This window comes from Blastococcus sp. SYSU DS0510, from assembly GCF_054050835.1.
Genome location: NZ_JBJHAC010000019.1, coordinates 77,728 through 100,065, shown reverse-complemented (window position 1 = coordinate 100,065; position 22,338 = coordinate 77,728). Strand labels below are relative to the sequence as shown.

The following is a 22,338-nucleotide window of genomic DNA, read 5'->3' as shown; positions in this document are numbered from 1 at the left end:
TGACCGGGGGTACATGGTGTTAGGCGGGGGGGGGGGGGGGGGGGGGGGGGGGGGGGGCGGGGGGGGGGCGGGGGGGGGGGGGGGGGGGCCCCCCCCCCCCGGGCCGGCAGCGGCCGCGAGGCCGTCGAGGCGGTCTGGCGCATCGAGTCCGCGCGCATCGTCGGCCGGCTGGCGCGGTACACCGGCGACTTCGCGCTGGCCGAGGACCTGGCCCAGGAGGCGCTGGCCGAGGCCCTGGTCACGTGGCCGCGGGAAGGGCCGCCGCGCGATCCCGCGGGCTGGCTGCTCACCGTGGGGCGTCGGCGGGCCATCGACGCCTTCCGCCGCCGGTCCGCCCGCGACGAGCGGTACGCGACCCTCGCCCGGGGCCTGACCGATGGAGGCGCCACGTCCGGCGGCTGGTCACCCACCACGGACGACGACGACCTCCTGTGGGACCCCGACCAGGTGGACGACGACGTCCTCGCGCTGATGTTCATCGCGTGCCACCCGGTGCTCTCGCGGGAGGCCCAGGTCGCGCTCACGCTGCGCGTCCTCGGCGGCCTGGGCAGCGACGAGATCGCCCGGGCCTTCCTCGTGCCGACCGCGACCGTGCAGGCCCGCATCACCCGGGCCAAGAAGACGCTCGCCGCGGCCGAGGTGCCCTTCGAGGCACCGCCGGCCGAGGAGCGCCGCGAGCGGCTCGGCTCCGTGCTGAGCGTGCTGTACCTGGTCTTCACCGAGGGGTCGACGGCCACCTCCGGGAAGGACTGGATCCGGCCGGACCTGGCCCGCGAGGCGATCCGGCTGACCCGGGTCCTGACGCGGCTGGTGCCCGACCAGCCGGAGGTGCACGGACTCCTCGCCCTGCTCGAGCTCACCGCGGCCCGGTTCCCGGCCCGGGTGGGCGACGACGGCGAACCGGTGCTGCTGGAGGACCAGGACCGGCGGCGCTGGGACCGGGCCGCGATCCGGCGCGGGCGGGCGGCGCTCGCCCAGGCCGGGCGGGTCGGCCGCGGGCTCGGCGCGTACGGCGTCCAGGCCGCGATCGCCGAGTGCCACGCGGTCGCGCCGTCGGTCGAGGGCACCGACTGGGAACGGATCGTCCTGCTCTACGACGTCCTCTCCCGGCTGGCGCCCTCGCCGGTGGTCCAGCTCAACCGGGCGGTCGCGCTCTCCATGGCCCGCGGCCCGGCGGCCGCGCTGCCCCTGGTCGACGACCTCGTCGCGGCGGGCGCCTTGTCCGGCTCCCACCTGCTGCCGAGCGTCCGCGGCGAGCTGCTCCGGCGGCTCCACCGCCACGGCGAGGCGCGCCGGGAGCTCGAGCGCGCGGTCGCCCTCTGCGGGAACGAGCGCGAGCGCGGCCTGCTCCGGCGCAAGCTCGCCGCGCTGCCCTGACCCCGGTGCGGAGGCGGGCGTGCCGCGCGGTGGCCGGAGTCGTGCGGCCGCTGGCAGGGTGGGCGCCATGGCATCTCCCTCTCCCGTCGTCGTGGTCACCGGTGCGAACGGACTGGTGGGCACCGCGGTGTGCCGGGCGCTCGTCGAGCGGTCGGCGCAGGTGCGTGCCGTCGTCCGCCGGGCCGGCAGCGCGCCTTCGCTGGACGGCGTCACCGAGCACGTCGGTGACTTCGCCGACGAGGAGTTCGCCCGCTCGGTGACCACCGGCGCCGACGCGGTCGTCACCACGGTCCACCCGATGGGCTCCCCCCGGGAGGTGCAGCACCGGGTGGGCGTCGAGGGGACCCAGGCCGTCGCCCGGGCCGCCCGGGACGCCGGCGTCGCCCGGCTGGTGCACGTCTCCACCGCCGGGGTGTACGACCGCTCGGCCGGCGTCGGCGACGTCGCCGAGGACGGCGCCCTCCTGCCCGAGGGCAGTGGCGCCTACCCCGACACGAAGAACGCCGCCGACGCCGCGCTGGCCGAGGTCGGCGGGCTCACGACCGTGCTGGTGCGCCCCCCGGCGATCCTCGGCGCGGGCGAGACGTCGGTCTGGAACACGCTGCGGCCGCAGCAGCTGCGCGACGGCGAGCGCCGGGCGAACCCGGAGCAGACCTGGGCCTGGGTGCACGTCGAGGACCTCGCGGCCCTCATCGCGGACGTCGCCACCGGTGCGATCGCGGCCGCCGACGACCCGGAGCGGGGCCCCGTGGCCGGCGCCACCACGCCGGTCGTCGTCGCGGGTGAGCCCGCGACGTGGCGGGACTACCTGGGCACGGTGGCCGACGCGCTCGGCGTCGAGCCGCAGTGGACCGACGAGCCGGTGTGGACCGGCGCCCTGCGCACGGACCGCGCGCGGGCGTGGGGCTGGGCGCCGCGGGTGAGCCTCGCGCAGGCCCTGGACGAGCTGCGGCGGGGGCTGGCCCCCGCGTCGTGACGGGCTCGGCCACCCCCTCCCGGCTCGTGCGGCCCCGCGAGCACGGCCCGGGTCAGAGCAGGGACAGGTCCAGTCGCTCCGACAGCAGGTGCAGCGCTGCCCGCCCCGCTCGCGAGTTGCCCTTCTCGTCGAGCGGCGGCGACCACGCGCACACGCCGAAGCGCCCGGTCACGTCACCCATCACGGCTCCGGCGACCCCGCTCTTGCACGGGAAGCCCAGGTCGTAGGCGAACTGCCCGGCGGCGTCGTAGGTGCCGCACGTCAGCATCAGCGCGTTGACCCGTCGCGCCAGGGGCTCGGACAGCACCGCCGCGCCGGTGCGCGGGTTGACGCCGTCGTTGGCGAGGAAGCGGGCGGCGCGGGCCAGCGTGCGCGTGGTGACCGTGATCGAGCACAGGCGGAGGTAGAGCTCCACGACCTCGTCGACCGGGTGGTGCACGTTCCCGAACGAGCTCATCAGGTGGCCCATGGCCCGGTTGAGGGAGCTGCTCTCCCGTTCGGCGTCCAGCGCGGTCCCGTCCAGGGTCGCCTCCTCGCCGGTGAGGTCACCGACGAGGCCGGCCACGGCCCCGAAAGGGTCGTCCGCCGCGTCCAGCAGGACGTCGCAGACGACCAGCGCCCCGGCGTTGATGAAGGGGTTCCGCGGGACGCCCTTCTCGTGCTCCAGCTGGATGAGCGAGTTGAACGGGTCGCCGGAAGGCTCACGGCCCACCCGCTCGAACAGCTCCTCGCCGACCAGCTGGAGGGCGGCCGTGAGGGCGAACACCTTCACCACGCTCTGGACCGCGAAGCCGACGTCGGCGTCGCCGGTCACGTGCTCCGTGCCGTCCAGCTCGGCGAGCGCCAGCCCGAACCGGGCGGCGTCGGCCGAGGGCAGCTCCTCGGGCTGCTCCTCGACCTCGCCCTCCTCGGCCAGGTGCCGCGAGCGGTCGGCGACCTCGGCGAGCACCGCCTCGAGGTCGGCGGTGCGGTCGGGGGAGGAGCGCTGGGGCGAAGGGGGCATCCACCCCCGCTACCCGTCGTCCGGGTGCGGACACTCCCGCGCCGACCGGTGCGGAGCGCTCCACCGGGGACGAGTGCCGACGTCGGGAACGGGGACGGTGGCGTCGCGGATCAGCACCGGCTCCCGTTGACGCCGGCGGCCGCGCCCAGGATGCTGCGCGAGTGCCCGGCGTCGGGGCACCAGGCGGCAGATCACCGTCGTCCCAGCCCCGCGGGCCACGGTGAGGCGCGCCGCGCCCAGGGAGGACGCCATGACAGCTACGCAGGAACGTTCGACGAGGTCCGGGGACAAGCTGCTCGGCAGGGTGGCCTTCGTGACGGGTGGCACCCGCGGGATCGGCGCCGCCATCTGCCGCAGCCTGGCCAAGCAGGGCGCCGACGTCGCAGCGGGGTACAGCGGCAACCAGGAACGGGCGGAGATGTTCGCCCAGGACTTCGCCGGCGCCTACCCGGAGCGGAACGTGAGCGTGCACCGGGGGGACATCGCCAACCCCGACGACTGCCGCCGGACCATCGCCGAGGTCATCGAGCGGCACGGCCGGCTGGACATCCTGGTCAACAACGCCGGCATCACCGCCGACCGGACCGTGCTGAAGATGACCGACGACGACTGGCGCCGGGTCATCGACGTCAACCTGTCCGGAGCCTTCTACCTCTCCCAGGCCGCGCTCCGGCACATGCACGAACGGGGCAGCGGGCGGATCGTGATGATCTCCTCGGTGATCGGGGAGACGGGCGGCATCGGGCAGTCGAACTACGCCTCGGCCAAGTCGGGGCTGCTGGGCCTGACCAAGACGCTGGCGCTGGAGGCGGCGATGCAGGTGAAGCGCTCGGGCAAGACCGACGGGCCGGGCATCACCGTCAACGCCGTGACGCCGGGGTACACCGCCACCGAGATGCTCGATGCCGTGCCCGAGAAGGTGCTCGACGGCCTCAAGGCGAAGATCCCGCTCGGCCGGCTCGGGGAGCCGGAGGAGGTCGCCCGCGTCGTCCACTTCCTCGCCGCGGACGCCTCCGGGTACATCACCGGACAGGTGTGGGGTGTCAACGGCGGCCTCGACATGTGACGGAGACGGGCAGCGGAACGCCGACCGTCGGACATCGACCGATGACGAGGAGGGGAGCACCGGTGTTCAGCCGTATCGCCGTCGTCAACCGGGGTGAGCCGGCCGTCCGGCTCATCCGCGCCGTGCGCGAGCTCGACGCGGAGCACGGGACCGCGACCCGGGTCATCGCCCTGCACACCGAGGCCGAGCGCCGGGCGACCTTCGTGCGCACCGCCGACGAGGCCGTCCTGCTCCGCGAGACCGGGGCGGGGAGCCCCTACCTCGACCACGCCGAGCTGGCCCGCGCACTGCGCACGAGCCGCGCCGATGCCGCCTGGGTCGGCTGGGGTTTCGTCGCTGAAGACCCGGCGTTCGCCGAGCTGTGCGCCGACCTCCGCGTGGTGTTCGTCGGCCCTCCGCCGCAGGCGATGCGGTTGCTCGGGGCCAAGATCGAGGCGAAGGTGCTCGCCGAGCAGACCGGTGTGCCGGTGGCGGCGTGGAGCGGCGGCCCCGTGCACGGCATCGAGGACGGGCGCCGGCACGCGGCCGCGATCGGCTACCCGCTCATCGTCAAGTCCCGGAGCGGTGGCGGCGGGCGGGGCATCCGGATCGTCCGGTCCGAGGCCGAGCTCGGGGAGGCGCTCACCCGCACGCAGACCGAGGCCGAACGCACCTTCGGCGACCCCGCCGTCTTCATGGAACGCCTGGTCGAGGGCGGCCGGCACGTCGAGGTGCAGATCATCGCCGACCAGCACGGGACGGTCTGGGCCCCGGGCGTCCGGGACTGCTCGGTGCAGCGGCGCAACCAGAAGGTGCTGGAGGAGTCGAGCTCGCCGGCCCTCACGCCCGAGCAGGACCGCTCGCTGCGTGACTCGGCGATCGCCCTGGTGCAGGCCGCCGGCTACGTCGGGGCCGGCACCGTCGAGTTCCTGTACCAGCCCGAGGAGCAGCTGTTCACCTTCCTGGAGGTGAACACCCGGCTGCAGGTCGAGCACCCCGTGACCGAGGAGACCACCGGCCTCGATCTCGTGAAGCTGCAGCTGCACGTCGCCGGGGGCGGCCGGCTGGCCGGCGAACCGCCGGCGGAGTGGGGCCATGCCGTCGAGGCGCGGCTCAACGCCGAGGACGCCGAGCAGGGATTCGCCCCCGCCCCCGGCCGGGTGGAGCTGATGCGCCTGCCCACCGGCCCGGGCGTGCGGGTGGACACCGGCATCGGGGTCGGCGACGTCATCCCGCCGGAGTACGACTCGATGATCGCCAAGGTCATCGCGTGGGGACGGGACCGCCCCGAGGCACTGGCCCGCCTGCGCGTCGCGCTCCGGGGGACCACCGTGGTGCTGCGGGGCGGGACGACGACCAAGTCCTTCCTGCTCGATCTGCTCGACCGACCGGAGGTCGTGGCCGGGACGGCGGACACCGGCTGGCTGGACCGCACCGGGATGGCGGGCGCGCCCGATGCCACGCCGTCGGCCCACGTGGCGCTGGCCCAGGTGGCGATCGACGCCTCCGATGCCGAGGAGCAGCGCGAACGCGCGGCATTCCTCGCCTCGGCCCGGGGCGGGCGCCCGCGGTCGCGGCACGAGGTGGAGCGCGCGGTGGAGCTCGGGTACCGCGGCCAGGTCTACCGACTCACCGTCGCGAAGGTCAGCCAGGACCGGTACCGCGTGGAGCTCGACGACCGGTACGTCGACGTGGACGTGGACCGGCTCGGGCCCCTCGAGAGCCGCCTCACCATCGGGGACCAGCGGTTCTCGGTCGTGGCCGTCGAGGCGCCCGGCTCGCACCTGGTCGAGGTCGACGGCGTCTCGCACCGCGTCACGCGGGACGCCGGGGGAGTGGTGCGCGCCCCGGCCCCCTCGGTGGTCGTCGCGCTGCGCGTGCAGCCGGGGCAGGCCGTCGAGGCGGGGCAGACGGTCGCCGTCCTCGAGAGCATGAAGATGGAGACGGCGGTGCAGGCCCCGTTCGCCGGCCGGGTGCGCGACCTGCTGACCGCAGCCAACTCCCAGGTGGACGCGGGCGCACCGCTGCTCACCCTCGAGCGGGCCGGCGACGACGCCGAGGAGGCATCGGGGGAGCGGGTGGTCTTCCCCGGGAACGGCGCTCCGGCACGCAGCCACCGGGACAGGGCGCTGTCCCTGCTCGCGGCGCTCCAGGCCCTGATCACCGGCTACGACGTCAGCGCCCGGTACGCCCAGCAGCTGGTCGCCGAGTACGGCAGCGCCCGCGACGAGCTCCCCGGGGACGACGCCGAGCTGCTGGACGGCGAGCTCGCCGTCCTCACCACCTTCGCCGACCTCTCGGAGCTCTCCCGGAACCGGCCGGTCAGCGAGGAGGAGGAGACCGACACGCAGGTGCACAGCCCGCGGGAGCACTTCCACGCCTACCTGCACTCGCTCGACGTCGAGCGCGAGGCGCTCCCGGAGAGCTTCCGGGGCCGGCTCTCCCGGGCCCTCCTGCACTACGGGGTCGCAGACCTCGAGCCGGGTCCCCGGCTCGAGGAGGCGGTCGAACGGATCTTCCTGGCCCAGCAGCGGGTGGCCGACCAGCTGCCCGCCGTCCTGGCGCTGCTGGACCGCTGGCTGACGGCCGGGGAACCGCCGAGCGGCCCGGCGCGGGCCCGGGTCGGGGAGGTGCTCGACCGGCTCGTGGTCGCGACGCAGCTGCGCTACCCCTCGGTGGGCGACCTGGCCCGCGCCGTTCGCTACCGGTACTTCGAGGAGCCCGTGGTCCTGCAGGCACGGCAGCAGGTCCTCGACGAGGCCCGACGGCTGCTGGACGAACTCGACGCCGGAGTGCGGGACGGGGAGCGCGCGGACCTGGCCCGCATCGAGGCTCTCGTGGCGAGCCCCGAGCCGTTGGTCCGGCTGCTGGCACAGCGTTTCGAGCGGGACACGGCCGAGCCCGATCCCGTCCTGGAGGTCCTGACCCGCCGCTACTACCGCAGCCGCGACCTCCAGGACGTCCGGTCCTTCCTGCTCGACGGCCACTCCGCCGTCTCCGCCGGTTACGAGCTCAGCGGGACCCCGCTCCGGCTCGTCGCCGTGATGGTGCGGTCGGCAGGTCTCCCGTCGGCCCTCGCGTCCGTGGCGGAGTGGATCGCGGACGTCCCGGACCCGTCGCACGTCCTGGTGGATCTCTACCTCTCCTGGCCCGGCCGGCCGGCCGACGCCGACGCGATGGTGGCGGAGCTGCGGGAGGCGATCGCCGGTACCGCCGTGTTCCGGACCGTCCGCCGCGTGACCGTCACGGTCTCCACGCCCGACGGCGACGTGGAGACCGTGACCTTCCGGCCGTCGCCGGACGGCGCGGACGCCGGGGAACTGGTGGAGGACCGCATCATCCGGGGTCTGCACCCGCTGACCGCACAGCGGCTCGCCCTGTGGCGGCTGAAGAACTTCGACGGCGAGCGGGTGCCCTCCGCCGAGGACACCTACGTCTTCCACGTCACGGCGAAGGAGAACCCGAACGACGAGCGGTTCATCGCCATGGCCGCGGTCCGCGACCTGACCCCCGTCCGGGACGACGCCGGCGAGATCGCCGGGTTCCCGACGGTGGAACGGCAGCTGACCGCCTGCCTCGACAGCCTGCGCAGGGCGCAGTCCCGCCGACGGTCACGCCGGCCGCTCCAGCACAACCGGGTGTTCCTCTACGCCTGGCCGTCGATCGAGGTGCCGTTGGCGGAGGTGGCGGCCTTCGCCCGGACGGCCGCGCCGCTGACGGTGGGGGCCGGCATCGAGCAGATCGTGCTGCTGGCCCGCCTGCAGGCGGAGGGGGCGGCGCCCCGCGAGGTGGCGCTGCGGTTCTCGTACCGCCCCGGCACCGGCGTCCAGATGCAGCTGACGGACCGGCCGACCGAACCGATGCGCCCGCTGGACGACTACACCGAGAAGGTGCTCAGCTCCCGTGCGCGGGGTGCCGTCTACCCGTACGAGCTGAGCACGCAGCTGGCCGGACCCGGCGGCTCGTTCGTCGAGCACGACCTGGACGGCGACGGCCGGCTCGTCCCCGTGGAGCGGCCGGCCGGGCAGAACCGGGCGGGCATCGTCGTCGGCGTGGTCAGCACGCCCACGGAGCGCTATCCCGAGGGCGTGACCCGGGTGGCCCTCTTCGGCGACCCGACGAAGCAGCTGGGCACCGTCGCGGAGCCCGAGTGCGCCCGCGTGAACGCCGCGCTCGACCTGGCGGAGGAGCGCGGCATCCCCGTCGAGTGGTTCGCACTGTCCTCGGGCGCCCGCATCTCGATGGACAGCGGCACGGAGAACATGGACTGGGTCGCCCGGGCCCTGCGCCGGATCATCGAGTTCACCCAGCGCGGCGGCGAGATCAACGTCGTCGTCGCCGGGATCAACGTCGGGGCCCAGCCGTACTGGAACGCCGAGGCCACGATGCTCATGCACACCAAGGGCATCCTGGTCATGACCCCCGACAGCGCGATGGTGCTCACCGGCAAGCACTCGCTGGACTACTCCGGAGGCGTGTCGGCCGAGGACAACTTCGGCATCGGCGGCTACGACCGGGTCATGGGGCCCAACGGTCAGGCCCAGTACTGGGCGCCGAACCTGACCGCCGCCGCGGCGCTCCTGATGCGGCACTACGACCACGCCTACGTCGCACCCGGTGAGCGCTGGCCGCGGCCCGCCGGCACCGACGACCCCGCCGACCGGGACGTGCGCTCCTTCCCGCACCGGCACCCGGCCAGCGAGTTCACCACCGTGGGCGACATCTTCTCCCCGACCACCAACCCGGAGCGCAAGAAGCCGTTCGACATCCGGACGGTCATGCGTGCGGTCACCGACCAGGACCACCCCGTGCTCGAGCGGTGGGCCGGCATGGCCGACGCCGACACGGTCGTGGTGTACGACGCGCACCTCGGCGGACAGCCGGTCTCGATCCTGGGGGTCGAGTCACGGCCGATGCCCCGACGCGGCAGCTTCCCCGCGGACGGCCCGGACCAGTGGACGTCGGGGACCCTGTTCCCGCACTCGTCGAGGAAGACCGCCCGCGCCATCAACGCGGCCAGCGGCAACCGGCCGCTCGTCGTGCTGGCCAACCTCTCGGGCTTCGACGGGTCACCGGAGTCGCTGCGCAAGCTGCAGCTCGAGTACGGCGCCGAGATCGGCCGCGCCATCACGAACTTCGACGGCCCGATCGTCTTCTGCGTCGTCTCCCGCTACCACGGCGGGGCCTTCGTCGTCTTCTCCGGCGTCCTCAACGACAACATGGAGGTGCTGGCCGTCGAGGGCTCGTACGCGTCGGTGATCGGCGGCGCCCCCGCGGCCGCCGTGGTGTTCACCCGCGAGGTCGACAAGCGGACGTCGGCCGATCCGCGCGTCCAGGAGCTGGAAGCCGCGGTGAACGCCGCCGACGGCGTGGAGCAGGCGCACCTGCGGGTCGAGCTCGCCACCCTGAGGGCCGCCGTCCGCTCGGAGAAGCTGGGCGAGGTGGCCGCGGGGTTCGAGGCGGTCCACGACATCGAACGAGCGCGCCGCGTCGGCTCGGTGCACGACATCATCCCGGCCGCCGAGCTCCGGCCGCGTCTCATCGCCGCCGTCGAGCGGGGCATGGAGCGCGCCACCGGACGTCGATCCCAGGAGAGAGGCCCCGTCCCATGAATGCCTTCGTCATGAACCGGCACGGCCGCATGGTGTTCCCCTCGAACATCATGCCCGAGCTGGACTTCTCCACCATGGAGACGCTGGAGCAGCTCGACAGCGTCGTCCGCCGGGACTTCGAGACCAAGGCGCCGAGCGGCACCGAGATCCTCGAGCGGGTCCGGACCGGCGCCTACGGAACCCGCTACGACCTGATGCGGGACCTCGCGCTGAACCTCTTCTGGGCCAACCGCTTCTCCATCACGATGTACGACAAGCGGCCCACCCGCTGGGCCGACGTCCCGCGCAACCGCCCGGACGTGTTCCTCCCGGTCCTGGAGCCGTGGGAAGACGGCGAGGCCAAGGTCGCCGGCGTCCAGCAGGCCTTCCCACAGCTGCCGGCGAAGTGGAGCGAGGGCTGCGAGGACCGCATCTTCGACATCCTGTTCGACGTCTTCGCCAACCGCCGGCACCACGCGTCGACGCTGCCGGCGCTCAAGCCGACCGTCGCGGAGTTCCTGCAGCAGCCGGGGAACCTGACCTTCCGGCTGCCGAGCTACGACCCGGACTACCCGGTGTACGACTACGCGGACATCCTCGACGTCTCCGAGGACGTCCCCGAGCTCGAGGCGCTGCACCGCTGGGCCATGGTGCTGCACAACCAGTACCCCTGGGAGCGGTCGGAGGTGGAGCTCGCCGAGGCCGGTGACCTCCGGGACGACGACTACGTGGTCGCCTTCCACCCTCGGGACAAGGAGGTGCGGGCCTTCTTGCGCCGGCTGCGCGCCGGAGCGCAGCCGCGGCAGGTCGCCGCGCCGCGGGAGTCCCGCCCACCGGTGCGTCCGTACCCGGAGCTCGACGTGCGGGAGCGCTTCGCGGTGCGGCCGCGGATCGAGGCGCTGGCGGCGGTGCACGGCGACCAGGTGTGCGGCAACGACGACCTGATCCGCAACACGGCCTACAACTGGTCCCCGATGAGCGCCGACGAGATCGCCGCCAAGACCGGCATCGAGCAGCGCGAGTACAGCTCGCTGCCACTGGAGGAGCTCGCCCTGCAGGCCGCCGAGGCGGCGCTGGACAAGGCGGGGCGGCAGCCGGAGGAGATCGGCGGCGTGCTGGTCTGCACCTGCACCAGCTCGCGGCTGATCCCGTCGCTGGCCACCTACCTCTGCGGGCAGCTGGGGATGCACCAGGTCTACGCCGCCTACGACATCATCGCCGCCTGCGCCGGCATGCCCTACGGCGTCGCGGACGCCGTCCGGCTGCTCCAGGAGGTCGAGCGGCCGGTCCTGGTCGTGTGCGTCGAGAAGTTCTCCGACAAGATCGGCAACGTCCGCACCTCGCGGATGATCTTCGGGGACGGCGCGGCGGCGCTGGTCGTCGGGCCGGCCGCGGACGGGGGCGACGGCGACATCGACGTCATGAAGACCTACGCCAGCGGCCCGGCCAGCGAGGTGAACTCGATCCTCTGGCCCAACCCCGAGTTCGACAACAACATCACGGTGTTCGGCCCGCAGGTGAAGGCGCTGGCCGGGCGCTACCTGGGTCAGATGATCGACGAGCTCGGGAAGCTGCCCGCGCCGGAGGGCCGGGACGGGTCGCTGCTGGACGCGATCGACCTGATCGTGCCGCACCAGGCGAACAAGACGATGGTGATCCAGCTGGCCGAGCGCGCCGGGCTCACCGCCGACCAGCTCTACTTCAACATCGAGACGGTGGGCAACACGTCGTCGGCGAGCATCCCGCTGGCCATCCACGACGCGGTGCGCGACGGCGTGATCACCGAGCCCATGCGGGTCTTCGCACCGGGGTTCGGCGCGGGCGCCGTGGCCGGCTACGCGGTGATGCGGGTCGACCCGGCGGTGGTCGCGGTGCAGCGCCCGGGGGAGCGGGGAACCGGCGAGGTCCAGGCGGACATGCCCGCGCAGCCCGAGCGCGCCCCGGCGTCGGAGGAGATGCAGACGGCGTTCGGCTGACGAAGGACCCCCTCCCTCCCGACCCCTCGTTCCTCGGGGTGGGGCCCTGGGAGGGGGCCGGGCTCAGCCCGGGCGGCGCTCGACGACGTAGGTGCCCGGCGCCGGCTCCCGTGCCGGATGGCGCGTGCTGCCGACTGCGGTGGGTGCGGGGATCTCGTCGCCGGAGCGTTCGAGCATCCACTCGGCCCAGGGTTCCCACCAGCTCCCGGTGTGCTTCGTCGCGGCTGCCCGCCAGGCGTGCGGGTCCGGACCGGGCTCGCCGCCCGTCCAGTAGCTGGCCCGGGGGTTCCCCGGGGGGTTGACCAGGCTCTGGATGTGGCCGCTCGAGCTGAGCACGAAGGTGGTCGGCCCGGAGAGCAGCTGCGTCGTCCGGTAGCAGCCGTGCCACGGCGTCAGGTGGTCGGTGAGCGCGCCGGTGACGAAGGTGGGCACGGTGATCCGGCTCAGGTGGACGGGCGTCCCCAGCACGCGCATCGCGCCCGGGTGGACGAGGGTGTTCTTCCCGAAGATCTCCAGGAACTGCTCGTGCAGGCGCGCCGGCAGGTTGGTGCCGTCGGCGTTCCAGGCGAGGATGTCGAACGCGGGCGGGTCCTCACCCATGAGCCATTCGCTGACCAGGTAGTTGAAGATCAGGTCGTCGGGTCGCATCCAGGTGAACACCGAGCCCATCTGCCGCGCGGTGATGACCCCGCCACGACGGGAGTTGCGCCGCGCCAGGTCGAGCAGGCGCGGCGCGGAGAACGCCCCCAGCGGTGCCCGGCTCGAGAAGTCGAGCAGGGTCACCGCGTAGCCGGCGGCGTGCACCCGGTCGTCGCCGGTGGCGGCGAGGTGGTTGAGCGCCGTCGTCATCACCTGCCCGCCGGCGCAGAACCCGATGGTGCTGGCGTCGGGGGAGCCGGTGATCTCCCGCGCGACGTCGACAGCGGTCAGGACACCGCCGGAGTAGGTGTCCAGGTCCCAGTGGGCCTCCTCCTTCGTCGGGTTCCGCCAGCTGACCATGAACACCTGGAATCCCTGGCTCACCGCGTACTCGACGAAGCTGCGTCCCGGACTCAGGTCCAGGAAGTAGAAGCGTCCGATGGGCGGCGGCACGATCACCAGCGGCCGTTGCCGCACGCGTGCCGTCGACGGTGCGTACTGGATGACCTCGATGACCTCGTCGCGGTGGACCACGGCACCCGGGGTCACCCCGAGGTCCTTCCCGACCGTGAAGGCGTTGCGGTCGACCTGCCTCGGCATCCCCCCGTTGTGCCGGAGATCGTGGAGCATGTTGCCGGCGCCCCGGATCAGGCTCCACCCGCCGGTGTCGAAGGCGCGCTTCAGCGCCGCCGGATTGCCGAGCAGCGTGTTCGTCGGGGCCAGAGCGCTGATGCACGCGTTGAGCACGAAGCGGGCCTGCTCCACCTCGCGCCAGTCCGGGCCACCGGTCTCGTAGTCGTCGACGAGGCGGTGCAGCGACTCGGACAGCGCCACGTAGGACTGCGCGAGCCGCCGGTAGCCCGGGTGCTGCGACCAGGCGGGGTCGGCGAACCGCTTGTCCTTCGGCGAGGGGGCGATCACGTCGGTGCCGCGGAGGATGCGGACGGTGGCGCCTCCGAGTCGGGCCGCCTCCCGTGCCAGCGGTCTCGGCCGCGCGAACGTGGCGACGAGTCCGCGGACGACGCCTCGCGGTGTGGGCAGGGCGACCGGCTCACCGCCCTCCACCGAGGCGAGGGCCTCGGACTCGCTCCTCGGAGCCGGGTCCTCGGGAGCTCGGCTCCGGCGATCCGGCGAGGTCGGGTTCGGCGCTGCGGTGGTGGTCGGCACGACGCCCCCAGGTGATCCAGATCACTGCAAGGAGATGACCGTAGCCGCCGACTGCCGTCCGGGGGGCTCCCGGCGCCCTGGCGATCGGCGACCGGGAGGGGCGGCTCTACCCGGGCGCCGCTGCCGGCGCGACGCTGCGGACGGCCCCGCGGTTCGCCGCCGTGCCCGCTGCCCGGTACCAGGCCGTCAGGCGGGCGAACCCCTCGTCGAGGCCCACCTCCGGCCGCCAGCCCAGCGCGGTCCGGGTCCGCCGCTGGTCGAACCAGTGCGCCGTCGTCAGCTGCTCGGTGAGGAACCGGGTGAGGGGTGGGGTCGAGCGCCGTCCGGTCGCCGACCAGATCCCCTCCACCACGGCGCCCGCCAGCCAGGCGGCGTGCGCCGGGACCCGGCCCCGCGGTGGAGCCACGCCGGCCGCCGAGCACAGCCGTCGGAGGATCTCGGCCACCGGGCGGGGTTCGCCGTTGGAGACCACCAGCGCCTCACCGTGCACGGGCCCGCAGGCGTCGACCGCCGCCACGAGGGCGGCCGCGGCGTTGTCCACGTAGGTGGTGTCGATCAGGGCGGCGCCCGAGCCGATCAGCGGGAGGCGGCCGGCGCCGGCCCGCGCGACGATCCGGGCGACGAGCTGCTCGTCGCCCGGCCCCCACACCAGGTGCGGGCGCAGCACGAGCACGGCGAGGCCGGCCGAGTCCGCGTCCAGCGCGACCTGCTCGGCCACCGCCTTGGAGCGCGAGTAGGAGCCGCGGGCCCCCGCCGGGTCGGCGGGGCCGGCGCCGGCCCCGAACAGGGGCGACCCGGCGTGCGAGACCGACGGGGACGACACGTGCACGAGCCGACCGACCCCCTCCGCGGCGCAGGCGGCGACGACGTTCGTCGTCCCCTGGACGTTGGCCCGCGCGTACTCGTCCCACGTGCCCGTGACGTCCACCTTGGCCGCGAGGTGGACGACGGCGTCCTGCCCCGCGACGGCGCGCGCCACCGCGGACGGGTCGGCGACGTCCCCGAGCACCTCGGTGCAGGGCAGGCCGGCGGCACGGCGCTGCAGGACCGTCACCTCGTCCCCCCGCGCCAGCAGGCGCTGGGTGGTCACCCGGCCGAGCATGCCGCTCGCGCCGGTGACGAGCACCCTCACGGTCTCCTGCTCCGCCGGGCGGCCCACCGGACCGGGGTGCCGGAGAGGACCCGCGTCGCCCGGCGGGCCAGCTCGGCCCGGTCCACCTTCGACTGGTGCCGGATGTCGACCGGCAGCGCGCCGGCCACGAGCACGGCGGCGAGGTCGATCCCGGCCGCGTCGCGCACCGCCCCCGCGAGCTCGGCCGGCGCCACGGTGAGCCGGCCGGCGCCCGGCAGCCGGTGCCGGGCGCGGCCGGGGGGCACGACGACGGCCACGGCGACCTGGGCGCCTCCCGGGCCGACGCCGACGACCGCCGCGGCGGAGACGGTGGGCAGCTCCTCGACGCGGAGCTCCGGGCCGACCGGGGTGACCGGGCCCTCCGCGGTCGTGACGACGTGCGCCAGCCGGCCTTCGATCCAGAGCCGTCCCTCGGCGTCCAGGTGCCCCACGTCCCCGGTGCGGTGCCAGCCCGGGTCGCGGGCGGCGGCCCGCTCGGTGGCCCAGAGCGCGTCGTAGCGGTCCTTCACGTGCGGGGCGCGGACGCAGACCTCGCCGGGGACGTCGGGGGAGCCCGTGAGCGGTCCGTCGGCGCTGCCGAGGGGGGAGAGCGGGCTGATCCGCACCTCGACTCCGGGCACCGGCCGGCCGACGCAGACGCCGTTCCCCGCACCGGCGGCCTCGATCTCGTCCAGGGAGACGTCGGTGACGGGCAGCGCCTCGGTCATGCCGTACGGCGTGTGCGGCTCGGCCGCCGGGAAGGTCTCGCGGAGAGCCCGCAGCAGGGGGGTGGACACGGGCGCTCCCGCCGACATGAGCAGCCGGATGCGGCGCAGCGCAGACCGCTGCTGCTCGGTCAGCTCCGCGGAGGTGGCCGCGACGCGGCGCAGGGCGGCCGGCGCCGCGAACACCACGGTCGCGTCCACCGCGGCCGCGGCGTCCGCCAGCTTGGCGGCGGTGAGGGTGGCGGGCGCCGTGACGTCGATGTCGGGGACGGACGAGGCGATCCCGAGGCCTGGTCCGAGGACGGAGAAGGGGGCGAACGCGGCCACCAGCGAGTCGCCCGGCGTGAGCCGGTACGCCGTCCGGACCAGCTCCAGCTGCGCACCGACCTGGCGCTGGGTGTAGACGACCCCCTTGGCCGGGCCGGTGGCCCCGGACGTGAAGACGACCGCGCAGTCCGCGTCCAGCGGCGCCTCCGCCGGTGCGGGCGACATCCGGCCCAGCGCCTCCAGCGAGGCCAGGTCGTGGCCGGCGCCGAGCGCCCGGCGGAGCCGCGCCGGCGCCCGGCCGGCCAGGATCCGCGCCCCGGGCAGGCCCATCGCCCGCGCGGCGGCCAGCCCGGCGGTGCTGCCGAGGACGTGGTCCGGTGCCGCGCCGCGGAGCGCGCGCCGCATGCCCCGGAGGCCGAGGCCCTTGTCGGCGACGACGATGACCGCTCCGGCGCGCCAGGTCGCGTAGACCGCCGCCGTCAGGTCCGCCGAAGGCTCCAGCAGCAGCGCCACCCGGTCCCCCGGACCGACGCCGGCCGCTGCCAGGCCGGCGGCGAGGTCGGCGACCCGGCGGGCCAGCCGCGCCCAGCTGACGGCACCCCCGCCGGCCGCCACGACCGCCGGGGAGTCGTCGTCCGCGCGGGCGGCCAGGGCGGCCCAGGGCCGGGCCGGCTCGGGTGCTCCGCCGGGATCCGGGGCCGGTGCCCTCGGGGCTCCGAACGTGTCGGTCACCCACGTGGCCACCGCCTCGGCGTACTGCGGAGCGTCCTCGGGGAGGAGGTGGGAGGCGCCCTCGTAGCGGTGCACGACCGCCCGCGGCAGCCGCTCGCGCAGGTCCGCCAGGTACTTCTCGCCGAAGACCGGGTCCCGGGGCCCCCACAGGAGGAGCGCCGGGACGTCCAGCGTGCGGATCCCCTCGGCGATCGCCTCCTGCGCCGGGCGGGAGACGTGGCCCGGCGCGAAGGGGATGTCCGCGACGAACTCGCCCACGGCCCGGCGCCGCTCGGCCGACCGGTAGGGCTGCGCGTACGCCCGGCGGATCTCCCGGGGCAGCGGAGGCCGCGACAGCGCCGTCGTCCCGCGGACGAACACCGAGCTGGCCTGGGTCACGGCGGAGCGCAGGACGGGTGCGTGCGCCAGCCGGATCAGCGCGGGCCCGAGGTCGCCCTCCGGCATGGCGACGGCGGTGTTCGCGAGGACCACGCCGCGCACGTCCTGCCGGTGCTCGAGGGCCCAGCCGAGCGAGATGATGCCGCCCCAGTCGTGGGCCACCGTCACGACCGGGCCGCGGACGCCCAGCTCGGCGGTGAGCCCGCCCAGGTCGGCCACCCGCTGGGTCAGGGTCCGCGGTGCGGCGGGGCGGTCGGACCAGCCCATGCCGAGCTGGTCGGGGGCGACGACGCGCCACCCCGGCGGGGCGGCGGCGACGAGGCGGCGCCACAGGTAGGACCAGGTCGGGTTGCCGTGGACGCAGAGCAGGGTCCCGACCGGGTCGGTCACGCCGTTGTCCAGGACGTGCCAGCGCTGCTTCTCGCCGTCCCCGCCGGTCACGGTGACCCACCGCGACCAGGACGGGTCCAGCCCCGGCAGCTCGACCGGCGAGCCCGCCGTCACCAGGCGATCTCGAGGCAGCAGGCGTTCAGGCCGGAGCCGATCCCCATCAGCAGCACGCGGTCGCCGTCGGCGAGCCCGTCCACCTCGCCCGCCAGGGTGAACGGCACCGACGCGGGGCCGAGGTTGCCGCGGGTCGGGAAGGTCGTCGGCACCCGCGCCCGGTCGATGCCGAACCGGTCGCACAGCGCCCCGGTGTGGACCTTGGAGACCTGGTGGATGACGTAGCGGTCCATCCCTGCCGCCCAGTCGAACTCCGCCCCGGCGTCCGCCCAGAGCTCCCCGGACAGGGCGAGGCCAGCGTCGAGCAGGCCCTTGAGGTCGGTCTGCATCCCGTCGTTGTCGCCGGTGCACAGCCCGTGGTGCTGGGTGGCGGCCCGGCTGACCGACCCGACCAGCCGGTGACCCTCGGGGTGCTCGTCGGCCCGGCCGAGGACCATGGCCACGGCCCCGGAGCCGAGTGTCAGCGTGGCGAAGTGCCCCATGACGTCCTTCGCGACGGTGTCGGGGCGGTTGAGCAGGTCGATGGTGCGCTCCTGGACGGGCCGCGAGTCCTCGCCGTTGACCACCAGGGCGTACTGGACCATCCCGACGTCGATCATCGCGGCGGCCAGCTCCATGCCGTTGATGAACCCCAGGCAGGCATTGGTCACGTCGAAGTTCTGGCAGGAGCTCGGCAGGCCGAGGGCGTCGTGCACCGCCACGGCCGTGGACGGCTCGAGGTGCTTGCGGCTGACCGACGTGTTGACCATCAGGCCGATGTGGGCCGGGTCCACGCCGCTCTCGCTGATCGCCTTCGCGCCCGCGGTGGCGGCGCCGTCGACGAACGAGGCGCCGTCGGCCCACCAGCGGCGTTCCCGGATGCCCGCGAGCCGCTCCAGCAGCCCGGGGCGCAGCCCGACCCGCTGGTAGGTGTCACCCAGCTGCTCGTCGAGCGCGGTCGACGTGATGATCTGAGGCGCGTCCGCCGTCTGCACGGCGAGGATCGCGGTGTTGCTGAATCGATGTGTGGCGTTGCCGGTCATCAGGTCCACTCGTGAGGTGCGGCGGGCGGCCGCCGTCCTCGTGCGCCACCCTCGTCGGGCGCGCTTACCCCGCAGGGCGGCGCGTACACAGCGCCATCATGCCGACCAGGGCGGAGGTGGCACCCGGGGGGAGGGCGGACGGCGGGCGGACGCACCCCTGGCGGCCCGCGATCGCCCCCGGAACGCGCCCGGGGTCGCCGTCAGCTCCGGCGGTACCGGGCGATGGCCAGGGGTGCGAAGACGACGAGGACGAGCGCCATCGACAGCGCCGCCCACGCCAGGTCGGGCATCAGCTCGAACGGCTCCCCGAGCGCCAGGGCGCGCACCGTGTCCGTGACCAGGGTGATCGGGTTCACCGTGACGAAAGCCTGCAGCCAGCCCGGCATCGACTCCACGGGCACGAAGATCGAGGAGGCGAACACCAGCGGGAAGATGATCGGGAACGAGGCGGCCTGCACGGTCTCGGGGCTCCTGAGCGTCAGGCCCAGGAAGGCCCCGACCCACGAGAAGACGAAGCCCCACAGCAGCAGCACGAGCACGGCGAGCACCGCACCGACCGCGCCGTTGGTGAAGCGGAAGCCGACCAGGTAGCCGACCGCGACCATGACGGCGATGACGACGGTGTTGCGCACGAGGTCGGCGCCGGTGCGCCCGGCCAGCACGGCGGCCCGCGAGATCGGCATGGACTTGAGCCGGTCGATCAGGCCTCGGGACACGTCCTCGGACAGCCCGATCCCGGTCTGGATCGCCCCGAAGGTGATGGTCTGCACGAAGATGCCGGTGAGCAGGTAGTTGACGTAGTCGATCGGCCCCGGGACGGCGATGGCGCCTCCGAAGACGTAGCGGAACAGCAGGATGAAGATCACCGGCTGGACCGTCGCGAAGACCAGCAGCTGGGGCTGGCGCGCGGCGGTCCGGAGGTTCCGGCGGGTCATCGCCCAGCTGTCCCGCAGGGCCCACGTCAGGGAGACGCCCTCCCCGTCGTCCGCTGCCGCCGTTCCGCTCGCGCGGTGCCGGCCGGCGTCCGTCGTGGTCATCGCGTGCCGACCTCCACCTGCGGTCCTGCTGCCGCGGGATCTCCCTCGGGCGTCTCGTCTGGAGCCGCCCGGCCGGTCAGGGTGAGGAAGACGTCGTCGAGGCTCGGGCGGCGCAGGGAGATCTCCTCGATCGGCACACCGGCGTCGCCGAGAGCCGCTGCCACCCGGACGACGAACGGCCCGCCGTCCGGGGCGCCGAGCGTCAGCGTCCCCGGCTCCGGCTCGCTGACCCCCTCGGCATCGGTCAGGGACGTCAGGACCCGCCGGGCGTCGTCGCCGCGCTCCCGCGGGACGCGCACCTGGAGCACCTGTCCGCCCACCTGGGTCTTGAGCTCGTCCGCGGTCCCCTCGGCGATGACCCGGCCGTGGTCGATGACGGCGATGCGGTCGGCGAGCCGATCGGCCTCGTCGAGGTACTGGGTCGTCAGCAGGAGGCTGGTGCCGCCGCCGACCAGGTCCTCGATCACCTCCCACAGCGCCAGCCGGCTGCGCGGGTCCAGCCCCGTCGTCGGCTCGTCGAGGAAGAGCACCTCCGGCCGGTTGACCAGGCTCGCCGCCAGGTCCAGCCGCCGCCGCATGCCGCCGGAGTAGGTGCGGGCGACGCGGTCGGCGGCGTCCACGAGGTCGAACCGCTCGAGCAGTTCGTCGGCGCGGGCGGCGGCCCCGCGGCGGAGCCGGTACAGCTCGCCGAAGAGGCGGAGGTTCTCCCGGCCGGTGAGGTTCTCGTCGACCGCGGCGTACTGGCCGGCCAGCCCGATGCGCCGCCGGACCCGGCGCGGATGGGCCACCACGTCCTCGCCCAGGACCATGGCCCGCCCGGCGTCCGGCCGCAGCAGCGTGGTCAGCACCCGCACGGAGGTCGTCTTGCCCGAGCCGTTGGGTCCCAGCAGCCCGAGGACGGTGCCGCGGGCGACGCGGAAGCTCATGCCGTCCAGTGCGCGGGTGCGCCCGAAGGCGACCCGCAGGTCCTCGACGACGACGGCGTCGTCCTGTCCCGCTCCGTTCGACACTCCCGCGATGGTCCCATGACCGGGCTCCCGCGCACCTCGGGACGAGCGCGTCCTGGGGCCGTCGTCCGCGGCCGTGAGGGGTCCAGAGCCGCCGTGACCGCGGCACCGCGACGAGTAGCGCTCGGACCGCCGGTCGCCTCACGATGTCCGCGGAGGTGGAGCCGGTGGCGGCGAGCGCGGACGGTCGTGGGGGAGGGGCGGACGGGCGCGGCGACGACCCCGCCCTGGCCGACTTCCCGGTCCGGGCACCGGCGACGCGGCGCTGGTGCTTCGCCGACCAGCTCGGCCCGCACTTCCTCGACGGGCCGCAGCAGCCCGTCCTGCTCATCGAGGCCCGATCGGTCCTCGCCCGCCGGCGGTTCCACCGCCAGAAGGCGCACCTGGTGCTCTCGACCCTCCGGCACCGCGCCGCCGAGCTCGGTGAGCGCGCCGAGTTCCACCAGGTCGGCACCTACGCCGAGGCCCTCGACCGGGTCGGGGAGCCGCTGAGCGTCTGCGCGCCCACCTCGTGGCGCAGCCGCGACTTCGTCCTGGGCCGGCCGGGCGTGCAGGTGCTCGCCGCGCGCGGGTTCGTGAGCTCCCAGGCCGAGTTCGCGGCCTGGGCCGACGGGCGGGGGCGGCAGCGGCTGCTCATGGAGGACTTCTACCGCGACGCCCGGCGGCGGCACGACGTCCTCATGGACGGCGCCCGCCCGGTCGGTGGCCGGTGGAACCTCGACGAGGAGAACCGGCAGCCGCCCCCGGCCGACGGCCGCTCCCCGGCGCCGCAGCCGTGGTGGCCGGAGGAGGACGAGATCGACGAGGAGGTGCGCGCGGACCTCGACCGCTGGGAGTCCGCCGGTGACGTCTCCTTCGTCGGTGACGACGGTCCGCGGCTGTTCCCGGCGACCCGGCGGGAGGCGCTGCACCGGCTGGAGGACTTCCTGGAGAACCGGCTGGGCGCCTTCGGCCCGCACGAGGACGCGATGCTCGCCGGCGAGCGGTGGCTGGCCCACTCGCTGCTCTCGCCGGCGCTGAACCTGGGGCTCCTGGACCCCGCCGACGTCGTCTCCCGGGCCGAGCAGTGCTACCGCGACTCGGTGGCCGCCGGGGACCCGCTGCCGCTGAACAGCGTGGAGGGCTTCGTCCGGCAGGTCATGGGGTGGCGCGACTACATCTGGCACATGTACTGGCACCTCGGGCGCGACTTCCGGAGAGCCAACGTCCTGGGGGCGCACGCGGAGGTGCCGTCCTGGCTGGCCGGCCTCGACGCCGCCGCCGTCGAGGCCGCGTGCCTCTCCGACGTGCTGGGCGACCTGCGCCGGGACGGCTGGGTGCACCACATCCCGCGGCTGATGGTGCTCGGGAACTACGCGCTGCAGCGGGGCATCGACCCCTCGGCGATGACCGACTGGTTCCACGAGAGCTTCGTCGACGGCTACGAGTGGGTGATGGTCGCCAACGTCGTCGGCATGAGCCAGCACGCCGACGGCGGCGTGCTCGCCACCAAGCCCTACGCCTCCGGCGGCGCCTACATCGACCGGATGAGCGACTACTGCGGCGGCTGCCGGTACGACCCGAAGAAGCGGCTCGGGGAGGACGCCTGCCCCTACACCGCGGGCTACTGGACCTTCCTCGACCGCACCCGCGACCGGCTGGCCGGCAACCACCGCATGCGCCGGCCACTGCAGGGCCTCGACCGGCTGAAGGACCTCGAGGCCGTGGTCGAGCAGGAGCGGCACCGGGGCACGGAACCGCCGTAGTCGTAGGCCACGGTCGCACCGGCCGGCCGCCGGGAG

13 protein-coding genes are annotated in these 22,338 nt (G+C 74.6%); 6 read left to right on the top strand and 7 right to left on the bottom strand.

All coding sequences use genetic code 11. The annotated features are described in order from the left end of the window. Positions 1–141: 141 nt before the first annotated feature. Both ACI79P_RS15850 and ACI79P_RS15845 read left to right on the top strand, forming a co-directional pair. Positions 142–1,377 (top strand): RNA polymerase sigma factor, encoded by a 1,236-nt coding sequence (locus ACI79P_RS15850; protein ID WP_456582012.1) that lies wholly within the window; start codon positions 142–144, stop codon positions 1,375–1,377. Between the two features lie 67 nt (positions 1,378–1,444). After that, a complete protein-coding gene (locus ACI79P_RS15845; RefSeq protein ID WP_456582009.1) occupies positions 1,445–2,353 on the top strand; it encodes an NAD-dependent epimerase/dehydratase family protein in 909 nt (302 codons plus the stop codon). Between the two features lie 52 nt (positions 2,354–2,405). On the opposite strand, the gene glsA is transcribed toward ACI79P_RS15845, so the two are convergent. After that, positions 2,406–3,356 carry a glutaminase A gene (gene glsA / locus ACI79P_RS15840; RefSeq protein ID WP_456582008.1) on the bottom strand — a complete coding sequence of 317 codons (951 nt, stop codon included), beginning with the start codon at positions 3,354–3,356 and terminating at the stop codon, positions 2,406–2,408. Between the two features lie 250 nt (positions 3,357–3,606). Between glsA and ACI79P_RS15835 the strand changes: the two genes are divergently transcribed. The 3 genes from ACI79P_RS15835 (at position 3,607) to ACI79P_RS15825 (ending at position 11,968) form a co-directional block, all read left to right on the top strand. Continuing rightward, complete coding sequence (locus tag ACI79P_RS15835) at positions 3,607–4,422, top strand: beta-ketoacyl-ACP reductase (RefSeq protein WP_456582007.1); 816 nt, start codon at positions 3,607–3,609, stop codon at positions 4,420–4,422. A gap of 62 nt (positions 4,423–4,484) precedes the next feature. Continuing rightward, a complete protein-coding gene (locus tag ACI79P_RS15830) occupies positions 4,485–10,013 on the top strand; it encodes an ATP-binding protein (protein WP_456582006.1) in 5,529 nt (1,842 codons plus the stop codon). Further along, on the top strand, positions 10,010–11,968 hold the full coding sequence (locus tag ACI79P_RS15825) for a 3-oxoacyl-ACP synthase III family protein (protein WP_456582005.1): 1,959 nt from the start codon (positions 10,010–10,012) through the stop codon (positions 11,966–11,968). Before ACI79P_RS15830 ends, ACI79P_RS15825 begins: the two co-directional genes overlap by 4 nt. Before the next feature lie 63 nt (positions 11,969–12,031). Here ACI79P_RS15825 and ACI79P_RS15820 read toward each other — a convergent pair whose 3' ends face one another. The 6 genes from ACI79P_RS15820 to ACI79P_RS15795 all read right to left on the bottom strand — a co-directional run bounded on the left by ACI79P_RS15820 (position 12,032) and on the right by ACI79P_RS15795 (position 20,560). Continuing rightward, a complete protein-coding gene (locus ACI79P_RS15820) occupies positions 12,032–13,528 on the bottom strand; it encodes a PHA/PHB synthase family protein (RefSeq protein WP_456582004.1) in 1,497 nt (498 codons plus the stop codon). 352 nt (positions 13,529–13,880) lie between these two features. Continuing rightward, entirely contained in the window at positions 13,881–14,906 is a 1,026-nt protein-coding gene (locus tag ACI79P_RS15815; RefSeq protein ID WP_456582003.1) for an NAD-dependent epimerase/dehydratase family protein, read from the bottom strand. Further along, positions 14,903–17,491 carry an alpha/beta fold hydrolase gene (locus ACI79P_RS15810; RefSeq protein WP_456582002.1) on the bottom strand — a complete coding sequence of 863 codons (2,589 nt, stop codon included), beginning with the start codon at positions 17,489–17,491 and terminating at the stop codon, positions 14,903–14,905. Before ACI79P_RS15810 ends, ACI79P_RS15815 begins: the two co-directional genes overlap by 4 nt. Then, positions 17,488–18,513, bottom strand: a complete 1,026-nt coding sequence (locus ACI79P_RS15805) for a 3-oxoacyl-ACP synthase III (protein WP_456582001.1) — start codon at positions 18,511–18,513, stop codon at positions 17,488–17,490. Before ACI79P_RS15805 ends, ACI79P_RS15810 begins: the two co-directional genes overlap by 4 nt. Positions 18,514–18,713: 200 nt before the next feature. Continuing rightward, positions 18,714–19,550 carry an ABC transporter permease gene (locus ACI79P_RS15800; protein ID WP_456582000.1) on the bottom strand — a complete coding sequence of 279 codons (837 nt, stop codon included), beginning with the start codon at positions 19,548–19,550 and terminating at the stop codon, positions 18,714–18,716. Further along, the gene (locus tag ACI79P_RS15795; protein WP_456581999.1) at positions 19,547–20,560 is read right to left on the bottom strand and encodes an ATP-binding cassette domain-containing protein; all 1,014 of its coding nucleotides are present in this window, start codon (positions 20,558–20,560) and stop codon (positions 19,547–19,549) included. The genes ACI79P_RS15800 and ACI79P_RS15795 overlap by 4 nt, the downstream gene beginning before the upstream one ends. 164 nt (positions 20,561–20,724) lie before the next feature. Here ACI79P_RS15795 and ACI79P_RS15790 point away from each other — a divergent pair, with 164 nt between their 5' ends. Further along, a complete protein-coding gene (locus tag ACI79P_RS15790) occupies positions 20,725–22,302 on the top strand; it encodes a cryptochrome/photolyase family protein (RefSeq protein WP_456581998.1) in 1,578 nt (525 codons plus the stop codon). Positions 22,303–22,338: the final 36 nt, after the last annotated feature.

Excerpts from the sequence above, each read along its gene's own strand:
- ACI79P_RS15845 (WP_456582009.1), top strand. The coding sequence starts at position 1,445 with ATGGCATCTCCCTCTCCCGTCGTCGTGGTCACCGGTGCGAACGGACTG.
- glsA (WP_456582008.1), bottom strand. The coding sequence starts at position 3,356 with ATGCCCCCTTCGCCCCAGCGCTCCTCCCCCGACCGCACCGCCGACCTC.
- ACI79P_RS15835 (WP_456582007.1), top strand. The coding sequence starts at position 3,607 with ATGACAGCTACGCAGGAACGTTCGACGAGGTCCGGGGACAAGCTGCTC.
- ACI79P_RS15825 (WP_456582005.1), top strand. The coding sequence starts at position 10,010 with ATGAATGCCTTCGTCATGAACCGGCACGGCCGCATGGTGTTCCCCTCG.
- ACI79P_RS15805 (WP_456582001.1), bottom strand. The coding sequence starts at position 18,513 with ATGACCGGCAACGCCACACATCGATTCAGCAACACCGCGATCCTCGCC.
- ACI79P_RS15800 (WP_456582000.1), bottom strand. The coding sequence starts at position 19,550 with ATGACCACGACGGACGCCGGCCGGCACCGCGCGAGCGGAACGGCGGCA.